We start from the raw sequence: 20,550 nt of genomic DNA on the forward strand, positions 1-20,550 counted from the left end.
GGAGGCCGCTGACGTGAAGCATGACCTGGTCGACACGACCGAGATGTACCTGCGCACCATCCTCGAGCTGGAAGAGGAGGGGGTGCCGCCGCTGCGCGCCCGGATCGCGGAGCGGCTGAAGCAGAGCGGCCCCACCGTCAGCCAGACCGTCGCCCGGATGGAGCGCGACGGCCTGCTCACCGTCGAGGGCGACCGGCACCTGGCGCTCACCCCGCTGGGCCGCGGCACCGCGGTGTCGGTCATGCGCAAGCACCGGCTGGCCGAACTGCTGCTGGTGAACGTGATCGGGATGCCCTACGAGGAGGCCCACGACGAGGCCTGCCGATGGGAGCACGTGATGAGCGACGCGGTGGAGAAGCGGGTCTACGACCTGCTCAACCGCCCCACCCGTTCGCCGTACGGAAACCCGATCCCAGGGCTGGCGGAGCTGGGCGAGCCGGGCGAGCCGGAGGCCGAGCCCACCGAGACCGAGCGCAACCTCGCCTTCCCCGGCCTCGCCGGCCCGGTGGTGGTGCGGCGGATCTGCGAGAGCGTGCAGACCGACGCGGACGTGCTCCGGCAGCTGCACGCGGCCGGCGTCGACCCGGGCGCCACGGTGACCGTGGCCCAGGAGCGCGACGGCGTCTCGATCGACCGCTCCGGTGACCGGGTCCGGCTCCCCCGCGAGGTGGCCTCCCGGGTGTTCGTCGCGGCCCGCTGACCCGCCGATCAGGATCTTCACCGACCCCGCCGGTCAGAGCCGGCGGGTGTCCACCGCCCTGGCCAGGTTGACCAGCTTGCCGGTCAACTGCTCGGCCTCCGCCGGGTCCGTCCCCGCCGGGCAGGTCCAACGCAGGGTGGCCAGCCGCCCCTCGATGGCGAGCCAGCCCACCTCCGCCCCGGGGCCGGTCTTGCCGCTCTTCGGCAGCTTCTGCCGGTAGGCGATCTTCCCCAGCTTGCTGACCTTCGTAGCACCCCGGGGCAGCACGTCCTGGGTGAACCCCGACGTGTCGATCGACGTGTCGGTGACCGTGAGGGTCAACTCCGGCAGGAGTTTCCGCTCGGCGCGTACCACGCAGACGTGCGTGTCCCCCCGCTCCACGGCGGCGGCCACGTCGAACCGCACCCCCGTGTGCTTGGCGATCACCCCGAAGTCGAGCAGCCGGCACGCGCCGCCCGAGGACGCCGCCGCCACCTCCACCGGCGCCGGTGCCGCGGGCGGCAGCGCCACCGGGGTGGCCTCCGCGGCACAGCCGGCGGTCAGCAGTACGGCCGAAGCGGCCAGCCAGGTCCGGGCACCCACGTCATCCCCCCACCCTCGCCGGCGGGATGCCGCCGGATGTCCGTCGGACACCGTACGGCGTGCCCGCCTGGGAGGGAAGTCCTCAATCGTCCACGTACGGACAGTGCCGGCAGCCACGGCCACAGCAGGTGCCCCGCCGGGCGAGGAACCCGGCGCTGAGCACGAAGAGCCCGCTCTCCGGATCGAGGTAGCCGGCCTCCCCGGCGGCCAGCGCCGCCGCGTGGGCGGCCAGGATCCGTTCCCGGTGCGGGTGCTCGGGCGACAGCCGGGACGGGTGCGGCTCGGTCAACGGCCGCGCCGCCAAGGGTCGTCGCTCTCCGCTCACCGGGCGAGTCTACGGAGAGCCGCTCTGCGCGCGTCCCAGGCGGTTCGGCGCGGGATCACCCGTACCGGTGGAACGCGGCGCGGACCTCGGCGCGGTCGGCGCCGCCGGCCAGCAGGAGCCGGAGCAGCACCTTTGCCTTGTACGGGTCGAGCAGCCCGCCGCAGATCAGCCCCCGCCGGAGCAGGTCGGTCTCCGAGCCGACCGCCCCGTACGTGTGCCGCAGCACCGAACCGGCCCCGGTCCGCGAGGTGAGCACCACCGGCATCCGTTCCGCCAGCGCGCCGAGCGCCGGGGCGAAGTCCGGCGGCACGTGCCCCACCCCGAAGCCGGCGACCACCAGCCCGTCGAGATTACGGGCCACCGCCTCGAGCAGCGCCACGTCGTCGTCGAGGGTGACGGTGTGCAGCGCCACCCGGGTGGCGGCGAGCCGGTCGACGTCCGCCGGCGGCAGCGGGGCGCGCCGGGGCGCCCGGGTGAGCAGCCGTACCTCTCCCTCGATGACGTGGCCGAGTGGGCCGGCGTTGGGCGAAGCGAAGGTGGCCGTACTGGTGCTGTGGGTCTTGCGGACGTGCCGCGCGGCGTGGATCTCGTCGTTGAACGCGACCAGCACGCCGAGGTCGCGCGCGGCCGGCGCGGCAGCGACCCGGGCGGCGGCGAGCAGGTTCGCCGGGCCGTCCGGGCCGGCCAGGGTGGGGTTGCGCATCGCGCCGGTGAGCACCAGCGGCGCCGGGTGCGGCCAGACCAGGTCGGCCAGGAAGGCGGTCTCCTCCAGGCTGTCGGTGCCCTGGGTGACCACCGCGCCGGTCGCCCCGGCCGCCACCGCCGCGCCGGCCGCGTCCACCAGGTCCAGGACCTGCCGGTACGTCAGCGCGGCACTCGGCACCGCCTGCACGTCGTGGATGTCGAGCGGGACGTCGGCGAGCCCCGGCACGGCGGCGGTGAGTTCGGCCCCGGTGAGCCGGTTGACCACTCCCTGGCCGCTGGTCCCGGCCATGGCGATCGTGCCGCCGAGGGTGAACAGCGCGACGGTCATCGGTCCGCCCTGCCGTCATCGACCGGGTCGGGTCCGACGAGCGGCGCCGGCCGGGTGGCCAGGAGGAACGCCTGTGGCCCCCGCTCGCGGAGGTGCCCCTCCGCCGCCCGGACCAGCGTGGCCCGCACGGTCAGCCCGGCCTCGGCCAGCTGGTCGGCGAGCCGGTCCGGCGGCAGCCAGTGCACGTCGTACGAGACGTGGTGGCCGTACGCCTGCTCGAGGCGGATCCGCTGGTCGCCAGCCTTGACCGCGAGCAGCAGGTGCCCGCCCGGCGCGAGCACCCGGTGGAACTCGGCGAACACGACGGGCAGCAGTTCGGGCGGCAGGTGGATGATCGAGTACCAGGCGACGAGCCCGGCCAGCCCGGCGTTTGGCAGCGCCAGGTCGGTCATCGAGCCGATGTCGAAGCGCAGCTGCGGGTACGTCCGGCGGGCCACCTCGACCATGCCGGGCGAGAGGTCGACGCCGGCCACGTCCAGCCCGAGGTCGCGCAGGTGGGCGGTGACCCGGCCGGTCCCGCAGCCCACCTCCAGCACCGGTCGGCCGGGCCCGACCTGCTCGGCGAACGCGGTCAGCATGCCCCGGTCGAGCGGGCCCTCCACCACCTCGGGGAGCAGCCGGGCGTAGTCCACCGCGACCGTGTCGTACGCGGCGCGGGTCTCGGTCAGCCAGGTCGGTTCGGTCACGACCGGAAACCCTAGTCGCCGGCCGGATCCGTCCCGGCCCCGAACCGGGTCAGGTACGCGACGAACGGCTCCGGCCGCTCGAACAGCGACCGGTGCCCGGCGCCCGGGATGACCAGGTGATCCTTGCGAGGGGCCTGCAACTGCGCGTACCACTCGTCGAACAGGCGCAGCCGGCCCGGCACCTCGTGCGCACCGTCCACGAAGTACGCCGGCACCTGGAGCTGCCGCACGTCGCGGCGGAAGTCCAGCTCCTGCAACCGGGGATAGAGCACGTCCCAGCCGTCGAGGAAACCGAAGACGTGGGCGGTCTCCAGCGGGCTCTGCTCCGGCACCCCGACGTTGCCCACCATGCCGGTCTCGTCCTCGCCGGCACCGGTGCGGTCGAACGCGAAGGCGCCGGCCTCGTTGGTCAGCAACGGCTCGTAGGCCCAGATGTCCGGGTACGGCGGTGGGCCCTGGGCGGCCATCCGGTCGGCCAGCCCGGTCCGGCCGGTACGGCGGGCCCAGGCCAGGGTGTCGGCGTACTGGCTGCGGTCGGCCTCGCGCAGGCACACCACCTGCCCGACCCCCACGTACGCGGCGAACAGCTCGGGGTGGCGCTGCGCGGCGAGCAGGCCGGGGATGGTGCCGCCCGAGTGCGCGAGCAGGTGGATCCGGTCCCGGCCGAACCGCTCGCGCAGGTGCCGGGTCACCGCCAGCAGGTCGGTCACCTCGTCCTCCAGGGTCCACGCGGCCGGGGACCGGAACGCGGACCAGGACCGGGGGCCGGCGGCCCGGTCCCAGGTGACGACCACGAAGCGCTGCTCCAGGGCGGCCAGGTGCCGGCGTACCGAGGCGATCTCCGAGCCGCCGGGCGGTCCGGGCACCACGAGCAGCACCGGCGCGGCCGGGTCCGTACCGCGGATCAGCAGGCCAAGGTGGCGGCCGGCGGAGGTGACCGAGTCGAACCGGGCGATCCCGCCCGGGATCGGTGCGGTCCGCGCCGGCACCGCCGCACCGACGGTGACCAGGGCGAGGACGGCGGCGAGCAGGCCGACGGCGCCCCGGCCGAGCCACCGCACGACCGGCCCGCGCGGCGCGACACCGGCGACCCGGCGGGCGATCCCGGCCCCGTACGCCGCGCCCACCAGCAGCGGCAGCAGGGTGAGCAGTCCGTGCACCCCACGCCCGGTCAGCAGGGCCACCACACCGAAGCCGCTCAGGTGCGGCCGGTCGACGGTCGGCCCGCGCAGGCCGATCCGGACCAGCTCGACGCCGACCGCGAAGAGCACGGGAGCGGCGAGCATCGCCCAGCGGGAGCGGCTCAGCCAGCCGGCCAGCAGCCCGACGGCGAGGCTGACGCCGATCGAGACCAGTGCGGTGCCGACGGTGCCGGGGCCGCGCGGGGTCCACCACCCGGCGAACAGTCCCCACGCCGCCGGCGGCAGGAGCGCGAGCACCGCGCGGACCGTCTGGCGGCGGAGCGGCATACCGGACCTCCCGTCGTCGCCCGGCTGTCCACACTAGTCACTGCCGGCGCTCCGCGTGGTCCCCCGATCACGGGTGGTGTCCGATCCGCCCCGGAATTAGCTCCAACGCAACCTGGCGATTTCCTGCTTGAACTGCTTCAGCGTGAACGTGCCACCCTCGGCTGGCTCCAGCCGCAGGGAGTAGGTCACCTCCCCGACCTCCCACCACATCCTCCATGACCTTCTTGGATCGCCGGTGACGGTGCCGTGACGCGAACCGATCGAGAGGGTCCCGACACGGTCGGGGAGGTCGACTCCCGCGGTGCGCTGCGCGCTCACGAGCAGCACTGAGCCTCCGGGGCCGTTGTAGCCCTGATGCCAGCCCTCGTCGGTCGACATCCAGTGTGACGAGAACGGACGCCACCGCTTGTCCGAGCGCAGGTCCGGCAGATCACGCTCGAAGTAGATCGGCGGGGTCAGTCCGGTGGCGGCGTCGCGGAGCACCCGGCCACCGAGCGGCTTCGGCAGCGAGGCGACGACGGGAACGGCGCCACCGCTGGCGGCGCAGTCGACTGCATCAATGACGCGAGCGTTCACCGAGATGATCACCTGGGCGTCCTTCTGCTCAGTGAGCGTGGCCCGCGGTTGCCAGAGCTCCTTGCATTGAACGTCGCCCGGGCCGCTGTACACGGTGATGTCGGTGCCATTTCGAGCCACCATCGCCGACACCCAGGGCAGCGTGGCAGGCCCGTCCGGCGGTGCCGCCGCGGCTGTCGAGGTTCGGGGTGCCGCCTGGTCGGCCGCACCTCGGTGGCGAGAACAACCGCTGGTGAGTGCGAGGATTACGGTGACCGCTACCGCCACAACGGTGACCCGGCGCTGACCGAGCCCATCATTGATCGCCATAGCCGCCTTCGCCTTGTCGTCGGACGCGCCGGACGGGATCGTACGTGACCATCCGCTGCCCCGGCGGCCCCCGAACCCGCCGCACAGCCCGGGCAAGAAAATTTCCCCGGGGTGTTGTCGAATCGGGCGGGCCCCGTCCGTCGGTGAGGCAGAAGAGGGAAACGACCACCTGAGGAGAATCCGATGACCCAGTACGCCGTCCTGATCTACTCGCCCGCGCCGGCCGACCCGATGGAGATCACGCCCGACTACCTGGCACTGCTCGATCGGTACCCGGCTCAGGTCGAGGAGCTGGGCGGCAGGATCGTCACGGGGTTCGCGCTGCAGCCCAGCACCACCGCCACGGCGGTCCGCGGCGACCTCGTCACCGACGGCCCGTTCATCGAGGCCAAGGAGGTCGTCGCCGGGTTCTTCATCCTGGAGGCGCCCGACCTGGACGTCGCCCTGAAGATCGCCAAGCTGAACCCGGCAACCATCGACGGCGGCGTCGAGGTCCGGCCGCTGTTCGTCCCGCCGGCCGAGTGACCGACGCCGACACGACCGCGGCCGAACGTGCCGTGGCGGACGCGCACCGTCGCGAGTGGGCCTTCGTGCTCGCCGCGACGGCGCGCGTCGCCGGTGACCTCGACGTCGCCGAGGAGTGCGTGCAGGACGCGTACCTGGCCGCGCTGGACGCCTGGGCGCGGGACGGCGTACCCCACAAGCCGGGCGCCTGGCTGACCGCGACCGCGAAGCGCAGGGCCATCGACGTGCTACGGCGGCAGCAGGTGTTCCGGTCCAAGCTGCCGCTGCTGGTGGAGCCGGCGGAGGCCGAGGTGGCGGACGAGCCCGGCGAGGACGCGGTGCCCGACGACCGGCTACGGCTGGTCTTCACCTGCTGCCACCCGGCGCTGGCCCGGGAGGCCCAGGTCGCGCTGACCCTGCGCCTGGTCTGCGGGGTGAGCACCGGCGACATCGCCCGGGCGTTCCTCGTCTCCGAGTCGACCATGGCCGCCCGGGTCACCCGGGCCAAGAAGAAGATCGCCGCCGCCCGGATCCCCTACCGGGTGCCGGAGGCCGCCGAGCTGCCCGAGCGGCTGGATGCGGCGCTGACCGTCATCCACCTGCTCTACACGACCGGGCACACCGCCCCCTCCGGCACCGAGCTGGTCCGGGCCGACCTGGTGGACCGGGCGCTGCACCTGACCCGCATGCTGCTGGCCCTCATGCCCGACGAGCCGGAGGTACGCGGGCTGCTCGCGCTGCTGCTGCTCACCGACGCCCGGCGGGCCACCCGTACCGACGCCGAGGGGCGGCTGCTGGTGCTGGCGGAGCAGGACCGGTCCGCCTGGGACCGGGCCGCCATCGAGGAGGGCAACCACCTGGTCCTCGGCGCGTTCCGGACCGGCCGCGTCGGCCGGTACGCGCTCCAGGCGGCCATCGCCTCGCTGCACGCCGTCGCGCCCAGCTACGCCGCGACCGACTGGCCCCAGGTGGTACGCCTCTACGACGAGCTGTTGAAGCGCTGGCCGTCGCCGGTCGTGGCGCTCAACCGGGCCGTGGCGGTGTCGATGGCCGACGGCCCGGCGGCCGCCCTGGTCGAGGTCGACGAGCTGGCGCGGGACGCCCGGCTGGCCGGCTACCACTACCTGCCGGCGATCCGTGCCGACCTGCTCCGCCGCCTCGACCGCCACGAGGAGGCGGCGGAGGCGTACCGGACGGCCCTGGCCCTGGTCGACAACGACACCGAACGCGCCTACCTCACCACCCGCCTCGACTCCCTCACTCCCGACGAGGGCGAGGAGAGGCCGGCGCGCGGCGCGGGCGGGAAGGCGGCGCGGTAGGCGCGGGGTGGGACGCCGACGAGCTGCCGGAAGGACTCGCGGAAGGCGGTCGGGGAGGCGAAGCCGACGAGCGTGCCGACCCGTTCCACCGGCTGGTCGGTGCGTTCCAGCAGCTGCTGGGCGCGGCGGATCCGCTGCCGGTTGAGCCACTGCACGGGCGTGGTGCCGGTCTGGTCGCGGAAGTGCCGGCTGAGGCTGCGCGTACTCATCGCGGCGTGCGCGGCGATGTCGGCCAGGGTGAGCGGGCTGTGCAGGTTGTCGGTCAGCCACACCAGCAGCGGTTGCAGGCTGAGCCCGGCCGGCGCGGGCGGCTCGTACGCGATGAACTGGGCCTGACCACCGGCGCGCTCCAGCGGCATGACGCAGCTGCGCGCGGTGTCCGCGGCCACCGCCGCGCCGTGGTCGCTGCGTACGACGTGCAGGCACAGGTCGAGCCCGGCCGCCGCGCCGGCCGACGTCAGCACCGGCCCGTCCGTGACGAACAGGACGTCGGGGTCGACGGTGACGGTGGGGTGGCGGCGGGCCAACTCGGCCGCGGCGGCCCAGTGCGTGGTGGCCCGCCGGCCGTCCAGCCGCCCGGCGGCGGCCAGCACGAAGGCGCCGGTGCAGATCGACACCAGCCGGGCCGGGGTGGCGGCGAGCGCGTCGAGGACCGCCGCGGGCAGCGCCGCGTCGAGGTCGGCCGCCCCCGGTACGACGACCGTGTCGGCCTCGGCCAGCGCGGACAGATCGTGCGGCGCCCGGAGGCTGACCGCTCCGGCCCGCACCTCGTCCGTGCCGGCGCAGACCCGCACCTCGTAGGGCGGACTGCCGTCACCGAGGCGCGTTCGGCCGAACACCTCGACCGGCACGGACAGGTCGAACGGGACAACGCCGTCGTAGGCGAGGACCACCACCTGATGCATGCGTCCATCCTGGCGGGAATCCGTCGACGGTTGGCACGCCGGCCCCTGCCGGGCGCCCCGGCCGAGCCCCAGAATCGGCCACCATGACCGTCCTCGCGCCAGTGCTCATCGGCCTCCTGTACGTGTGCCTCAACGCGTTCATCCGCGAACCGCACCGGCGCACCCTCAACGCGATCATGGTGGGTGGCGCCGGGGCGGCGTACCTCAGCGGCGGCGGCCTCGGGGTCTGGGAGTTCCCCTTCGTCGCGCTGATGACGTACGTGGCCTGGCGGGGCCTGCAGTCGTGGACCTGGATCGGCATCGGATGGCTGCTGCACACCGCCTGGGACGTCGTCCACCACCTGAAGGGGGCACCGATCATCCCGTTCCTGCCCGGCTCCTCGCACGGCTGCGCCATCTGCGACCCGGTCATCGCCGTCTGGGCCCTCACCGGCGGCTGGTCGGTGGCGGACCGGGCGCGACGGCGGCTGCCGTCTTCGTCGCCGGGCGACGCGACGGCCGCCGGCCCGGGCGTCGGAGGCGCTACCCGAACCAGGTGATCGCCTGGCCGTGCCCGCGGGTCCAGGCGAGCGGCCTGCCGTCCAACGCGAGCACGTTGTGATGCACCTCGGTCGGCGGCGCCGGCAGCGCGTCGTAGCGCAGTACGTCCGGCGCCTCGTTCGCGATCCAGTGGCCGGGCAGCGCGCGTACCACCTCGGCGAACGCGGCCCGGCGGGACTCCGGCACCAGGTACAGCACCGAGGTGTGGAACACCACCAGGGTGGCGCCGGCCGGTGCCTGCGCGGCCAGGGCCGGCAGGTCGTCCACCAGGTCGCCCCGGACGAGCAGCGGCGGGTCGGCCGCGGCGACCGCCGCCGCAGTCCGCAACCGGGTACGGCGGTGGGGGTGCTCGGGCCAGATAAGGGCGTCCAGCCACGCCACGTCCGCCGGGTCGGTCACGTCGAGCGGGTGCAGATCCAGGCCGGCCCGCCACACCACCTCGGGCAGGCGATCCGGCAGCACTATTCCCGTGGCCACGCAGTCGAGGACCGGCTCGCCCCCGCCGAGCAGGTGCTCGCCATAGCGGTAGGCGTAGCGGTCCGGGTAGAGGCACAGGCCGGCGGACGCGCCGACCTCCAGCAACGCGAGCGGCTGCGGCAGCGCGGCGAGCACCGGCAGCAGCACGGCGCACCGGCCGGCCTCGTTCGTCTGGGTCGACCGGGTACACAGCTCCGCCTCGATCGCCGGCCAGTTCGCCAAGGTGTAGGCGTGGAACGCGGCCGGATCCTCGACCGGCCCGCCGAGGAGGCGGACCACGGCGAACAGCAGGTTCGGCTGCCGCTTGGCGGGTGGGAGCGCCTCCAGCAGGGCGAGCAACTCGTCGTCGCGAGACACCGCCAGGGCCAGCCGCTCGTACGCGGGTGACACGCCGTGCGCCTCGCGGGCGCCGAACCTCGCGTAGGTGGCGGCGGTGGTCATTGCTCCTCCCTTCGTGCCCGGGCGACCGTCCGCCGGGCGTCCCGCCAGGCGATCAGGGCGGTGCGGAGCCGGGGCGAGGGCACGCTCTCCCCTCGGCGTCGGGCGGCGAGTTGCTCGATCAGCCAGCCCGGAGCGGCGGCCCGCCGGATGGCGTCGGTCTTGGTGAGCAGGTCGCCGGTGCCGAGCGCGTGCCGTCCCCGGGCCATCGAGGTGAGACCGAGGTCGGCGATGACGGGATCCCACCACAGCCACGGACGCCGGGCGGCCCACGCCCAGTAGCCGGTGAGCTCGGCACGGGCCGCCGCGCGCACGTCGTCGGCGCTCATCCGCGGGAAGACGTCGCGGGGCGCGGGGCCGAAGATCGGGTACCCGTGCCGCACCAGCTCCGCCCGGGTGATCCCGGAGAGGATCCGCTGGACGAGCTGCCCGTGGGTCCAGGTCGGATGCCGCACCCCGACGTCGAGCGCCAACGCGGTGTCGACGTAGACGCAGCCGAGGTTCAGCCCTGAGCCGGTGCCCGCGTCGAGGCGGCGGTGCAGATCGGCGAGCGTGGCCTGCCGGGCCGCGTCGACCGGGCCGTCAACCAGGGCGACCAGGTCGAGGTCGCTGACCCGGGGTAGGTAGTCGCCGGTCGCCAGCGAGCCGGCGACCAGCAACCCGCTGACCCAGCCGAGCGCCGCGAGTTCCCGGCCGAACTCCTCGACGACGGGCGGCGACGTCACCATGACGGCAGTCTATGGAGGTTGAATCGTTTGCGACATCAGGTCCGTAGCGTGCGAACCACCATCGGTCAGGCTGCCCGGCACGCGTGGGGTCCGTCGGCCGTGGCGCCCGACGCCCACTGCGGAAACGCCGCGAGCGCGGCAGGAAGCCCTGCCGCGCTCGCGAGACGGGTGAGACGTCAGCTGCAGCCGCTGGTGGAGCCGCAGCCCTCGCAGACGTAGCAGCTGCCGGCCGGCCGCATCTTCGTACCGCAGGTGAAGCAGAGCGGCGCGTCGGCGGCCTTGCCGATCACGGCCTCCAGCAGCTCGGTGCTGGAGCCCACCGACGGCGCCGGCTTGATGGCGGCGACCTCCGCGACCTCCTGCTTCGGCTGGACGACCGCCTTCGGCTCCGGCGCCTCGACCGGGGCGGAGGCGGCCATCGCGGTGAGGTCCGCACCGTTCGCCTCCGCCTCCGCCTCGGCCTGGAGCTGGGCGGCCCGCTCCTTGGCGGTGAAGATGCCCAACTCCGCGCGGCGCTCGTACGGCAGGAAGTCCAGGGCCAGGCGACGGAAGATGTAGTCCATCACCGAGGCCGCCATCCGCACGTCCGGGTCGTCGGTCATGCCGGCCGGCTCGAAGCGCATGTTGGTGAACTTGCTGACGTACGTCTCCAGCGGGACGCCGTACTGGAGACCGATGGAGATGGCCACCGAGAAAGCGTCCATCACGCCGGCCAGGGTCGAGCCCTGCTTCGACATCTTGAGGAAGACCTCGCCGAGGCCGTCGTCGGGGTACGACGAGGCGGTGAGGTAGCCCTCGGCGCCGCCGACCGAGAAGGAGATGGTCTCCGACGGGCGCTTCTTCGGCAGCCGCTTGCGCACCGGCCGGTACTCGACGACCTTCTCCACCACCTTCTCGACCTGGGCCGGGGCCTCGGTCGACGCGGCGGCCTTGTTCGGCTTGGCGGCCGACAGCGGCTGGCCCACCTTGCAGTTGTCCCGGTAGATCGCCAGCGCCTTGAGGCCGAGCTTCCAGCCCTCGAAGTAGATCTTCTCGACGTCCTCGACGGTCGCCTGCTCCGGCATGTTGACCGTCTTGGAGATGGCGCCGGAGATGAACGGCTGGACGGCCGCCATCATCCGCACGTGGCCCATCGGCGCGATGGACCGCTCGCCCATGGCGCAGTCGAAGACCGGGTAGTGCTCCGGCTTGAGGCCGGGGGCGTCGACCACGTGGCCGTGGTCGGCGATGTGCTCGACGATCGCCTCGACCTGCTCCTCGGGGTAGCCGAGGCTGCGCAGGGCGCGCGGCACGGTCTGGTTGACGATCTGCATCGAGCCGCCGCCGACCAGCTTCTTGAACTTGACCAGGGCCAGGTCCGGCTCGACACCGGTGGTGTCGCAGTCCATCATCAGGCCGATGGTGCCGGTCGGGGCGAGCACGCTGGCCTGCGAGTTCCGCCAGCCGTTCTTGTCACCGACCTTGTTGCCCAGGGTCCACTGCTTCGTGGCCTCCCGCTGGATGGCGGTGGCCACCGTGCCGGCCGGCTTGATCGCGTCGTTGGCGGCGGCGTGCTTGCGCATGACCCGCTTGTGCGCCTCGGCGTTGCGGGCGTAGCCGTCGTACGCGCCGACGATGCCGGCCAGCTCGGCCGAGCGGCGGTACGCCGTGCCGGTCATCAGCGAGGTGATCGCCGCGGCGACCTCCCGGCCCTGCGCCGAGTCGTACGGCAGGCCGGAGGCCATCAGCAGCGCGCCCAGGTTGGCGTAGCCGATGCCGAGCTGCCGGTAGGCGCGGGTGGTCTCGCCGATCTTCTCGGTCGGGAAGTCGGCGAAGCAGATCGAGATGTCCATCGCGGTGATGACCAGCTCGACCGACTTGACGAACTTCGCCACCTCGAAGCCGCCGTCGGCGCGCATGAACTTCATCAGGTTCAGCGAGGCCAGGTTGCACGAGGAGTTGTCCAGGTGCAGGTATTCCGAGCACGGGTTCGACGCGGTGATCCGCCCGGTCTCCGGGCAGGTGTGCCAATCGTTGATGGTGTCGTCGTACTGCAGGCCGGGGTCGGCGCACTCCCAGGCGGCCTGGGAGATGGTCCGGAACAGCTTCTTGGCGTCGATCGTCTCGATGGTCTGCCCGTCGAGCCGGCCACGCAGGTCGAAGCCGCCGCCGTTCTCCACCGCGGTCATGAACTCGTCGGAGACCCGGACCGAGTTGTTGGCGTTCTGGTACTGCACGCTGACGATGTCGGCGCCGCCCAGGTCCATGTCGAAGCCGGCGTCCCGCAGCGCGCGGATCTTGTCTTCCTCGCGCGCCTTGGTGACCACGAACTCCTCGATGTCCGGGTGGTCCACGTCGAGAATGACCATCTTGGCCGCGCGCCGCGTGGCGCCGCCGGACTTTATGGTCCCCGCGGACGCGTCCGCGCCGCGCATGAAGCTGACCGGGCCGGAGGCGGTGCCGCCGGAGGAGAGCAGCTCCCTGGAGGAGCGGATCCGGGACAGGTTGACGCCGGAGCCGGAGCCGCCCTTGAAGATCAGACCCTCCTCCTTGTACCAGTCGAGGATCGAGTCCATCGAGTCGTCGACGGCCAGGATGAAGCACGCGCTGACCTGCTGCGGCGACGGCGTGCCCACGTTGAACCAGACCGGCGAGTTGAAGCTGAACACCTGGTGCAGCAGCATCCAGGTCAGTTCGTGCGCGAAGACCTCCGCATCGGCCGGGGTGGCGAAGTAGCCGTACTCCTCACCGGCGGTGCGGTAGGTGCCGACCACCCGATCGATCAGCTGCTTGAGCGACCACTCCCGCTCCGGGGTCCCCACCGCGCCCCGGAAGTACTTGGTGGTCACGATGTTGGCCGCGTTGACGGACCAGGACTCCGGGTACTCCACCCCGCGCTGCTCGAAGTTGATCGAGCCGTCCCGCCAGTTCGTCATCACGACGTCGCGGCGCTCCCAGGTGACCTCGTCGTAGGGGTGCACCCCCTCGGTCGTCCAGACGCGCTCGATCTTCAGCCCCGCCCCGGCCTTGTTCCGTGACTTGCTCGTCGTCACGACGTCGCCCCCCTCGATTGCGCGGTCACCCACCGCGCGTTCCAATCTGTCAGAAATCCGAAAGAATTCAGCTGGTCAGGCCGGCGGCCTCGACCGGCTCGTCGCCGGCCCGGGCCCGCGCGGCCGCGCGCAGCGTCTCGATCTCGCGCTCGAAGTCGGCGAGCGAGTCGAACGACCGGTAGACGCTGGCGAACCGCAGGTAGGCCACCTCGTCCAGGTCGCGCAGCGGCCCCAGGATTGCCAGCCCGACCTCGTGGCTGGGGATCTCGGCGGCCCCCTTGGCCCGCACGGTCTCCTCGACCTTCTGCGCCAGCAGCGCGATGGAGTCGTCGTCGACCGGCCGGCCCTGGCACGCCTTGCGCACCCCACCGATGATCTTGGTGCGGCTGAACGGCTCGGTCACCCCACTGCGCTTGACCACCGCGAGCACCGCCTCCTCGACGGTGGTGAACCGCTTGCCGCACTCCGGGCAGGCCCGCCGCCGCCGGATGAGCTGGCCGTCGTCGGCCTCCCGCGAGTCGACCACCCGAGAGTCGGCGTGCCGGCAGTACGGACACCGCATCGCCTGACCTCCTTCATCGACCGCGGGCACACCGACCGGCTCCGGGCACGCGGCACCGCGGCGGGGCCATCGTCGGATGGCTGACGCCGGGTTGACGTACGGGAGTGCGTTCGGTAGTTGAACCCAACCTGTAGGCGACTTACGCCCGTGTGACTACTACATCTAGGGGTCGACCGTATGCCGTCGCCCTAGCGAGGTCAAGTTGGCACGCGTGTCGCGCGCGTCATCAGAATCACTCACCCGCCCCACCCTTCCCAGGTCGCCGAAAGCCCAACGGCCGACACCTCGGAGGGTTACCGCCCGGCCCTGAATCGTCGCGTTCCGTTGGAACACCCGTTCGATAGCGACGTACCATTTACCAGAACAGGCGTTCGGAAATCCAGGATTTCACCGCGACACGCCGACAACAGGTCGTACAGATGTTTGAAAATGGCTGATCTCACCTATACGGTCAACAACGACCGGACACGGCGTGTCGCGTCGAGCGAGCCGGTCGGCAGCACCAGCACCACCCGAGTACGCACCACGAGCCGCCAAGGCACCCAGCGCCGACCAGGGAGGACGGACGTGACCGAGGACCGGGCCAGCCGGCAGAAGAACCCGCAGCCGATCGACGGGGCGGGTCCGCCGGCGACCCGTCGACCCCGCACCGCGCGCACCCGGGCCACACAGCCCGCCGTGCGGCCGGTCACGCCGGTGGTCAGCACCTTCCCCGACCCGACCACGGTCGACCTGACCGCCCGGCAGCGCCGGATCCTGGAGTTCATCCGCACCTGGGTGGAGCGCCACGGCTACCCGCCGAGCGTGCGCGAGATCGGCGAGGCGGTCGGCCTGGTCTCGCCGTCCAGCGTCGCCTACCAGCTCAAGGAGCTGGAGAAGAAGGGCTTCCTGCGCCGCGACCCGAACCGGCCGCGCGCGGTGGACGTCCGCGCCCCCGGCGACGTGCTCGACGACGAGACCGCCCGCGCGCAGCGGCCCGCCCCGGCGTACGTGCCGATGCTGGGCCGGATCGCCGCCGGTGGCCCGATCCTCGCCGAGCAGGCGGTGGAGGACATCTTCCCCCTCCCCCGCGAGCTGGTGGGCGAGGGCGAGGTCTTCATGCTCCAGGTCAAGGGCGACTCGATGCTCGACGCCGCGATCTGCGACGGCGACTGGGTGGTCGTCCGGCAGCAGCCGAACGCCGAGGCCGGCGACATCGTGGCGGCCATGCTCGACGGCGAGGCGACCGTGAAGACCTACCGGCGCCGCGACGGGCACGTCTGGCTGATGCCGCAGAACCCGGCCTTCGACCCGATCCCGGGCGACGACGCCACCATCATGGGTCGCGTGGTCGCCGTGCTGCGCCGGATCTGACCTGCAAACGGGTGACCGCCACCGCGGCGGTCACCCGTGCCACCTCAGTAGCGGTCGCCCCGATACTCCCGGCCGCCGCCGGACACCGGCCCGTACTGGCCCCGCTCGTCGTAACCGCCTTGGCCCCGGCCGTTGCGCGGGTCCCGGTAGTCCGGCTCGCCTCGAGGCGGCTCGGCACGCCCGCCGCCGTACCCGCCCCCGCCCTGGGGTCCGCCGCCGTGGCCGCCGCGTCCCTGCGGCGGGCGGCCGTAGCCGCCACCGCGCTGCTGCGGGCCGCCACCGTAGACGCCGCCACCCTGCGGGCGGCCACCGCCCCGCTGGCCCCCGCCGTAGACGCCGCCACCACGACCGCCGCCGCCCTCCTGGGGCCGGCCACCGCCGTACACGCCGCCGCCCACCGGTCGGCCCGGAGCGCCGTTCCCCGGACCGCCGCCGTAGACACCACCGCCACCGCCGTGGCCGCCACCGTGGGCCCCGCCGCTGGCGCCCCCGCCGTAGACCCCGCCGCCGCGCGGCGCGCTGTCCGGCCGGTTGCCGGGCGGAAAGGACTGGTCGCCGCGCTCTTCGGCCGGCTTCTCGGCCTTCGCGGGCTTACGGCGGGCCCGCAGGATGCCGAAGATGCCGGCGCCGACCATCAGCGCGCCGATCACGCCGACCGCGGCGATCAGGTAGGTGATCTGGTCAAGCGTCAGCCCGTCGAGCCAGGACTTCTCGGCGGTCGCCTTGGTCACCTCCTTGCCGGAGTTCGGCAGCGCCTCCACGCCCTTCGTCGACGGGGTGTAGCTGAGGATGTCGACCGGTTCGGAGGCGTCGAGGAAACCGACGTCGGAGACGGTGACGAAGAGCTTGCCGTCCGGGGTGTAGGAGATGGCCTCGCCGAACAGGTCGGCGAGTGGGGTGACCCGGGGCTTGCCGGTGGTGATCGCCTTGACGATGTCGCCGCCGGCCACGTCGAACTCGAAGGCGTCGGCGTAGGTACGCAGGACGACCTTGGTGCCGTTGGGCGAGCGGGCCGCACCGGTGACCAGCAGTCGGCCCGGGGCGCCCAGCTTGCTCTCGGTGCTGGTCTTGGGCAGGGTGACCTCGCCGACCTTCTTCATCGGCACCGGGTCGGTGTCGCCGTTCTTAAGCTTCGCCGCCGGCGTGAAGATCTCCGACTTGCCCGAGGTGTCCTTGGTGATGATCAACGGCAGGTTGTCGTCACCGATCAGCAGCGCCTCGGCGTCGTGCGGCTCGTTACCCGGGTAGGACAGGCGGTGCAGGACCGGCCTCTTGGACCCGTCGAGCGGCATGGTCCAGACGGCGACCCGCTCCCGGCGAGTCTTGCTCGTGATGTTGTCCCCGGTGTCGGCGATCCAGAGCGTCTCGCCATCCGGACCGAGCGCGAGGTCCTCGGTGTCGAACGGCCCGTCGCCCGAGTAGCGGACCGGCTCCTTCGAGATCTTGCATTCGGCGTCGAGGTAGAAGACCTTCTTGAGGCTGTCCTGCTCGCTGCCGTCGTTGATCACCACGTAGCCGCTGCTGGTGGCGACGAGGCCGGACAGCTCACGCAGCCGCTTGTCCTCGATCGTGCACTTCTTCTTGGGAGCCGCGGCCAGCGCGGAGGCCGTGACGGGAGCCGCCAGGGCGACCCCGGCCGGCGCCACGACCGCGCCGACCAGGCCGAGCGCGATCGTGACCGAGGAGACAGCATGCCGCATGGCGCCAAGTGTCGCACGCCTCGGGTTACGGGCGGGTGACGCCGGACGGCTCACCGGCCGACGCCGACCCGCTCTCCGCTGGCGAGCCGGTCGCCCGCCCGGTACGGCGCCAGTTCGGCGGCGAGCGCCTCGTTGACCCGTACGTGCAGCAGCGTGCCCTCGGGCAGGTGGGAGGTGCTCAGCACCTCGCCCTGCCGGTGCAGCCGGGCCACCAGGTCACCCCGGTCGTACGGGAGCACCGCGCGGACCTCGACCGCCGGGCGCGGCAGCCGCTGCTCGATCGCCTCGCGCAGCCCCTCGATCCCGCCCCCGGTGTGCGCGGAGACGAGAACCGCCTCGGGCCAGATCCGCTTGAGCCGCAGCAGGGTCTCCTCGTCGGCCGCGTCGGTCTTGTTGACCACCAGCAGCTCGGGCAGCCGGTCGGCGCCCACCTCGGCGAGCACCTCGCGGACCGCCCGCACCTGCTCCTCCGGGTTCGGGTGGGTGCCGTCGACCACGTGCACCACCAGGTCGGCGTCGGCGACCTCCTCGAGGGTCGAGCGGAACGCCTCGACGATCTGGTGCGGCAGGTGCCGGACGAACCCGACGGTGTCGGAGAGGGTGTAGAGCCGGCCGTCGGAGGTGGTGGCCCGGCGGGTGGTCGGGTCCAGGGTGGCGAACAGCGCGTTCTCCACCAGCACGCCCGCGCCCGTGAGCCGGTTGAGCAGGCTGGACTTGCCGGCGTTGGTGTAGCCGGCGATGGCCACCGCGGGCACCGCGTTGCGCGTCCGGCGGGCACGCTTGGTCTGGCGTACCGTGGTCATGCTCTTGATCTCGCGGCGCAGCCGGGCGATCCGGTGCCGGATCCGGCGCCGGTCGGTCTCGAGCTTGGTCTCACCGGGGCCGCGCAGGCCCACGCCACCGCCGGCGCCGCCACCGCGGCCGCTACCACCGGTCTGCCGGGAGAGCGTGTCACCCCAACCGCGCAGTCGCGGCAGCAGGTATTCGAGCTGGGCGAGCTCGACCTGGGCCTTACCTTCGCGGCTCTTGGCGTGCTGGGCGAAGATGTCGAGGATCAGCGCCGTCCGGTCGACCACCTTGACCTTGGTGCGCTGCTCCAGGTTGCGCAGCTGCGACGGGGACAGCTCACCGTCGCAGATCACCGTGTCGGCGCCGGTGGAGAGCACCACCGCGCCCAGGTCGTCGACCTTGCCCCGACCGACGTACGTGGCCGGGTCGGGCCGGTTGCGGCGCTGGATCAGCCCCTCGAGCACCTGCGAGCCGGCCGTCTCGGCCAGCGCCGCCAGCTCGGCGAGGCTGTTCTCCGCGTCCTCCTGGGTCCCCTCGGTCCAGACGCCCACCAGGACGACCCGCTCCAGCCGCAGCTGGCGGTATTCGACCTCGGTGATGTCGGTGAGCTCGGTGGAGAGGCCGGGGACCCGCCGCAGCGCCTGCCGCTCCGACAGCTCGTACTCGCCGGTGGTGGCGTCGAGCTCGTCGTCCTCGAAGGGTACGTAGGTCTCCTGGTCTCGCAAACCGCGTCTCCTGTCCGTTCTGTCCGCTGCCGAGGGATTTTCGGCGCGTACGAGCAATCCTGACATGTGGCAACGCCGGATGCACCTGCTATATGCCCGTGGCCGTACCCACCAGTAGCGGGGCCGGCTGCCGGGCAAACTCGACGAGCGAGTAGAAATGCCTGGCGAACCGCAGTGATGACGGAGGAGTTTTCGTGGCCATCAGCCGACTGCCGAGTGCCGGATTCTCGATAACGATCCGGATCGCGGTACCCGCCGACGCCTCCTCCATCGGCCGACTGACCACGGCGGCGGGCGAGGCCGGCGCCATCGTCACCGCGCTCGACGTGGTCGACTCCGACCCGGCGCACGTGATCGTCGACCTCACCTGCGACACCGCCGACGCCAACCACGCCGACCAGGTGGTCCAGGCGCTGACCGCGCTGGAGGGGGTGGACGTCCGCAAGGTCTCCGACCGGACGTTCCTGCTGCACCTCGGCGGCAAGATCGAGGTCAGCTCGAAGGTGGCGCTGCGCACCCGCGACGAGCTGTCCCGCGCGTACACCCCGGGGGTGGCCCGGGTCTGCCAGGCGATCGCTGAGAACCCGGCCGACGCCCGCCGGCTCACCATCAAGCGCAACACGGTCGCCGTGGTCAGCGACGGCTCGGCCGTGCTCGGCCTGGGCAACCTCGGGCCGGCCGCCTCGCTGCCGGTGATGGAGGGCAAGGCGGCGCTGTTCAAGCGCTTCGGCGGGGTGGACGCCTGGCCGGTGGTGCTGGACACCCAGGACACCGACGAGATCGTGGCGATCGTCAAGGCGATCGCGCCCGCGTACGGCGGGATCAACCTGGAGGACATCGCCGCGCCGCGCTGCTTCGAGATCGAGGCCCGGCTGCGCGAGGCGCTGGACATCCCGGTCTTCCACGACGACCAGCACGGCACCGCGATCTGCGTGCTCGCCGCGCTGACCAACGCGCTGCGCGTCGTGGGCAAGCAGCTCGCGGACGTCCGGGTGGTCGTCTCCGGCGCCGGCGCGGCCGGCACGGCGATCATGAAGCTGCTGCTCCGGCAGGGTGTGGGCGACATCATCGCGTACGACCGCCAGGGCGCCCTGCACCGCGGGCTGACCGACCTCAACCCGGCCTGGCAGTGGCTGGCCGAGCACACCAACAGGGACAACTACGCGGGCGACCTGCGCGGGGCGGTCGAGGGCGCGGACGTGTTCATCGGGGTGAGCGCGCCGAACCTGCTCACCGGCGACGACATCGCCACCATGGCCAAGGACGCCATCGTCTTCGCGCTGGCCAACCCAGACCCGGAGGTGGACCCGCGGGAGGCGCGCAAGTACGCCGCGGTCGTCGCCACCGGTCGCTCCGACCAGCCGAACCAGATCAACAACGTGCTCGCCTTCCCGGGCGTCTTCCGCGGCATGCTGGACGCGCACGCGGAGGAGTTCACCGAGGAGATGGCGATCGCGGCGGCCCGGGCCATCGCGGACGTGGTCGGCGAGGACAAGATCAACCCGACGGTGATCGTGCCGAGCGTCTTCGACGCCCGGGTCGCCCCGGCCGTGGCGGCCGCCGTCCGCGCCGCCGCGCAGAACCCGGGCGCCACGCCGCCCCCGGCCGCCGACCCGGGTCCCGCCGACCTCCCCGAGATCGCCGCCGAAGCCAGCGCCATCCCCTGACCGACCCGCCCCTCTTGGGTGCGTTGGTTGCCGCTACGCGACAACCAACGCACCCAAGACGCGCCACCGGCCGCCGATCATGACCTTGGCCGCACCAATCCGGACAAAACCCTCAGCCAACCTCATGATCG

Annotated in this window: 19 protein-coding genes; 6 read left to right on the plus strand and 13 right to left on the minus strand. The window is 72.7% G+C overall.

All coding sequences use genetic code 11. The features are described 5' to 3' along the window. The first annotated feature begins 13 nt into the window (after window positions 1–13). A complete protein-coding gene (locus ACFYML_RS12900; RefSeq protein WP_387420730.1) occupies window positions 14–700 on the plus strand; it encodes a metal-dependent transcriptional regulator in 687 nt (228 codons plus the stop codon). Between the two features lie 33 nt (window positions 701–733). Here the strand turns inward: ACFYML_RS12900 and ACFYML_RS12905 are convergent, their stop codons facing one another. From ACFYML_RS12905 to ACFYML_RS12930, 6 genes are all read right to left on the minus strand, one after another. Further along, the gene (locus ACFYML_RS12905; RefSeq protein ID WP_387420731.1) at window positions 734–1,282 is read right to left on the minus strand and encodes a hypothetical protein; all 549 of its coding nucleotides are present in this window, start codon (window positions 1,280–1,282) and stop codon (window positions 734–736) included. A gap of 82 nt (window positions 1,283–1,364) precedes the next feature. Then, complete coding sequence (locus tag ACFYML_RS12910; protein WP_073835349.1) at window positions 1,365–1,607, minus strand: DUF5522 domain-containing protein; 243 nt, start codon at window positions 1,605–1,607, stop codon at window positions 1,365–1,367. Between the two features lie 55 nt (window positions 1,608–1,662). Further along, window positions 1,663–2,640: an asparaginase gene (locus ACFYML_RS12915; RefSeq protein ID WP_387420732.1), complete on the minus strand. Its 978-nt coding sequence runs from the start codon at window positions 2,638–2,640 to the stop codon at window positions 1,663–1,665. After that, window positions 2,637–3,326: a class I SAM-dependent DNA methyltransferase gene (locus ACFYML_RS12920; protein WP_387420733.1), complete on the minus strand. Its 690-nt coding sequence runs from the start codon at window positions 3,324–3,326 to the stop codon at window positions 2,637–2,639. The genes ACFYML_RS12915 and ACFYML_RS12920 overlap by 4 nt, the downstream gene beginning before the upstream one ends. 11 nt (window positions 3,327–3,337) lie before the next feature. Then, entirely contained in the window at window positions 3,338–4,795 is a 1,458-nt protein-coding gene (locus tag ACFYML_RS12925) for an alpha/beta fold hydrolase (protein WP_387420734.1), read from the minus strand. Between the two features lie 96 nt (window positions 4,796–4,891). Further along, on the minus strand, window positions 4,892–5,503 hold the full coding sequence (locus ACFYML_RS12930; protein ID WP_387420735.1) for a hypothetical protein: 612 nt from the start codon (window positions 5,501–5,503) through the stop codon (window positions 4,892–4,894). A 360-nt stretch (window positions 5,504–5,863) separates the two neighbouring features. Here ACFYML_RS12930 and ACFYML_RS12935 point away from each other — a divergent pair, with 360 nt between their 5' ends. Further along, window positions 5,864–6,205, plus strand: coding sequence for a YciI family protein (locus ACFYML_RS12935; RefSeq protein ID WP_387420736.1), 342 nt, complete (start codon window positions 5,864–5,866; stop codon window positions 6,203–6,205). 65 nt (window positions 6,206–6,270) lie between these two features. Beyond that, window positions 6,271–7,503 (plus strand): RNA polymerase sigma factor, encoded by a 1,233-nt coding sequence (locus tag ACFYML_RS12940; protein ID WP_387420816.1) that lies wholly within the window; start codon window positions 6,271–6,273, stop codon window positions 7,501–7,503. On the opposite strand, the gene ACFYML_RS12945 is transcribed toward ACFYML_RS12940, so the two are convergent. After that, on the minus strand, window positions 7,416–8,408 hold the full coding sequence (locus ACFYML_RS12945) for a GlxA family transcriptional regulator (protein WP_387420737.1): 993 nt from the start codon (window positions 8,406–8,408) through the stop codon (window positions 7,416–7,418). The genes ACFYML_RS12940 and ACFYML_RS12945 overlap by 88 nt on opposite strands. Window positions 8,409–8,491: 83 nt before the next feature. Here ACFYML_RS12945 and ACFYML_RS12950 point away from each other — a divergent pair, with 83 nt between their 5' ends. Continuing rightward, a complete protein-coding gene (locus ACFYML_RS12950) occupies window positions 8,492–8,947 on the plus strand; it encodes a DUF6010 family protein (RefSeq protein ID WP_387420738.1) in 456 nt (151 codons plus the stop codon). Here the strand turns inward: ACFYML_RS12950 and ACFYML_RS12955 are convergent. The 4 genes from ACFYML_RS12955 to nrdR all read right to left on the minus strand — a co-directional run bounded on the left by ACFYML_RS12955 (window position 8,931) and on the right by nrdR (window position 14,185). Beyond that, on the minus strand, window positions 8,931–9,866 hold the full coding sequence (locus ACFYML_RS12955) for a DUF2332 domain-containing protein (protein WP_387420739.1): 936 nt from the start codon (window positions 9,864–9,866) through the stop codon (window positions 8,931–8,933). The two genes, ACFYML_RS12950 and ACFYML_RS12955, sit on opposite strands and share 17 nt — an antisense overlap. Next, window positions 9,863–10,591, minus strand: coding sequence for a nucleotidyltransferase domain-containing protein (locus tag ACFYML_RS12960; protein WP_387420740.1), 729 nt, complete (start codon window positions 10,589–10,591; stop codon window positions 9,863–9,865). The genes ACFYML_RS12955 and ACFYML_RS12960 overlap by 4 nt, the downstream gene beginning before the upstream one ends. A gap of 176 nt (window positions 10,592–10,767) precedes the next feature. Continuing rightward, entirely contained in the window at window positions 10,768–13,641 is a 2,874-nt protein-coding gene (locus tag ACFYML_RS12965) for a vitamin B12-dependent ribonucleotide reductase (protein ID WP_387420817.1), read from the minus strand. Window positions 13,642–13,690: 49 nt separating this feature from the next. Further along, window positions 13,691–14,185, minus strand: coding sequence for a transcriptional regulator NrdR (gene nrdR, locus ACFYML_RS12970; RefSeq protein WP_387420741.1), 495 nt, complete (start codon window positions 14,183–14,185; stop codon window positions 13,691–13,693). A 567-nt stretch (window positions 14,186–14,752) separates the two neighbouring features. Here nrdR and lexA point away from each other — a divergent pair. Then, window positions 14,753–15,538: a transcriptional repressor LexA gene (gene lexA, locus ACFYML_RS12975; RefSeq protein ID WP_387420742.1), complete on the plus strand. Its 786-nt coding sequence runs from the start codon at window positions 14,753–14,755 to the stop codon at window positions 15,536–15,538. 44 nt (window positions 15,539–15,582) lie between these two features. Here lexA and ACFYML_RS12980 read toward each other — a convergent pair whose 3' ends face one another. Together ACFYML_RS12980 and hflX are read right to left on the minus strand one after the other, a co-directional pair. Then, window positions 15,583–17,238 (minus strand): hypothetical protein, encoded by a 1,656-nt coding sequence (locus ACFYML_RS12980; protein WP_387420743.1) that lies wholly within the window; start codon window positions 17,236–17,238, stop codon window positions 15,583–15,585. A gap of 50 nt (window positions 17,239–17,288) precedes the next feature. Continuing rightward, window positions 17,289–18,752, minus strand: a complete 1,464-nt coding sequence (gene hflX, locus ACFYML_RS12985; protein WP_387420744.1) for a GTPase HflX — start codon at window positions 18,750–18,752, stop codon at window positions 17,289–17,291. A 194-nt stretch (window positions 18,753–18,946) separates the two neighbouring features. On the opposite strand from hflX, the gene ACFYML_RS12990 reads away from it, so the two are divergent. Then, entirely contained in the window at window positions 18,947–20,419 is a 1,473-nt protein-coding gene (locus tag ACFYML_RS12990) for an NAD-dependent malic enzyme (RefSeq protein WP_387420745.1), read from the plus strand. Window positions 20,420–20,550: the final 131 nt, after the last annotated feature.

Source organism: Micromonospora sp. NPDC007230, from assembly GCF_042869115.1.
In the GTDB taxonomy this organism is placed as follows: Bacteria; Actinomycetota; Actinomycetes; order Mycobacteriales; family Micromonosporaceae; genus Micromonospora.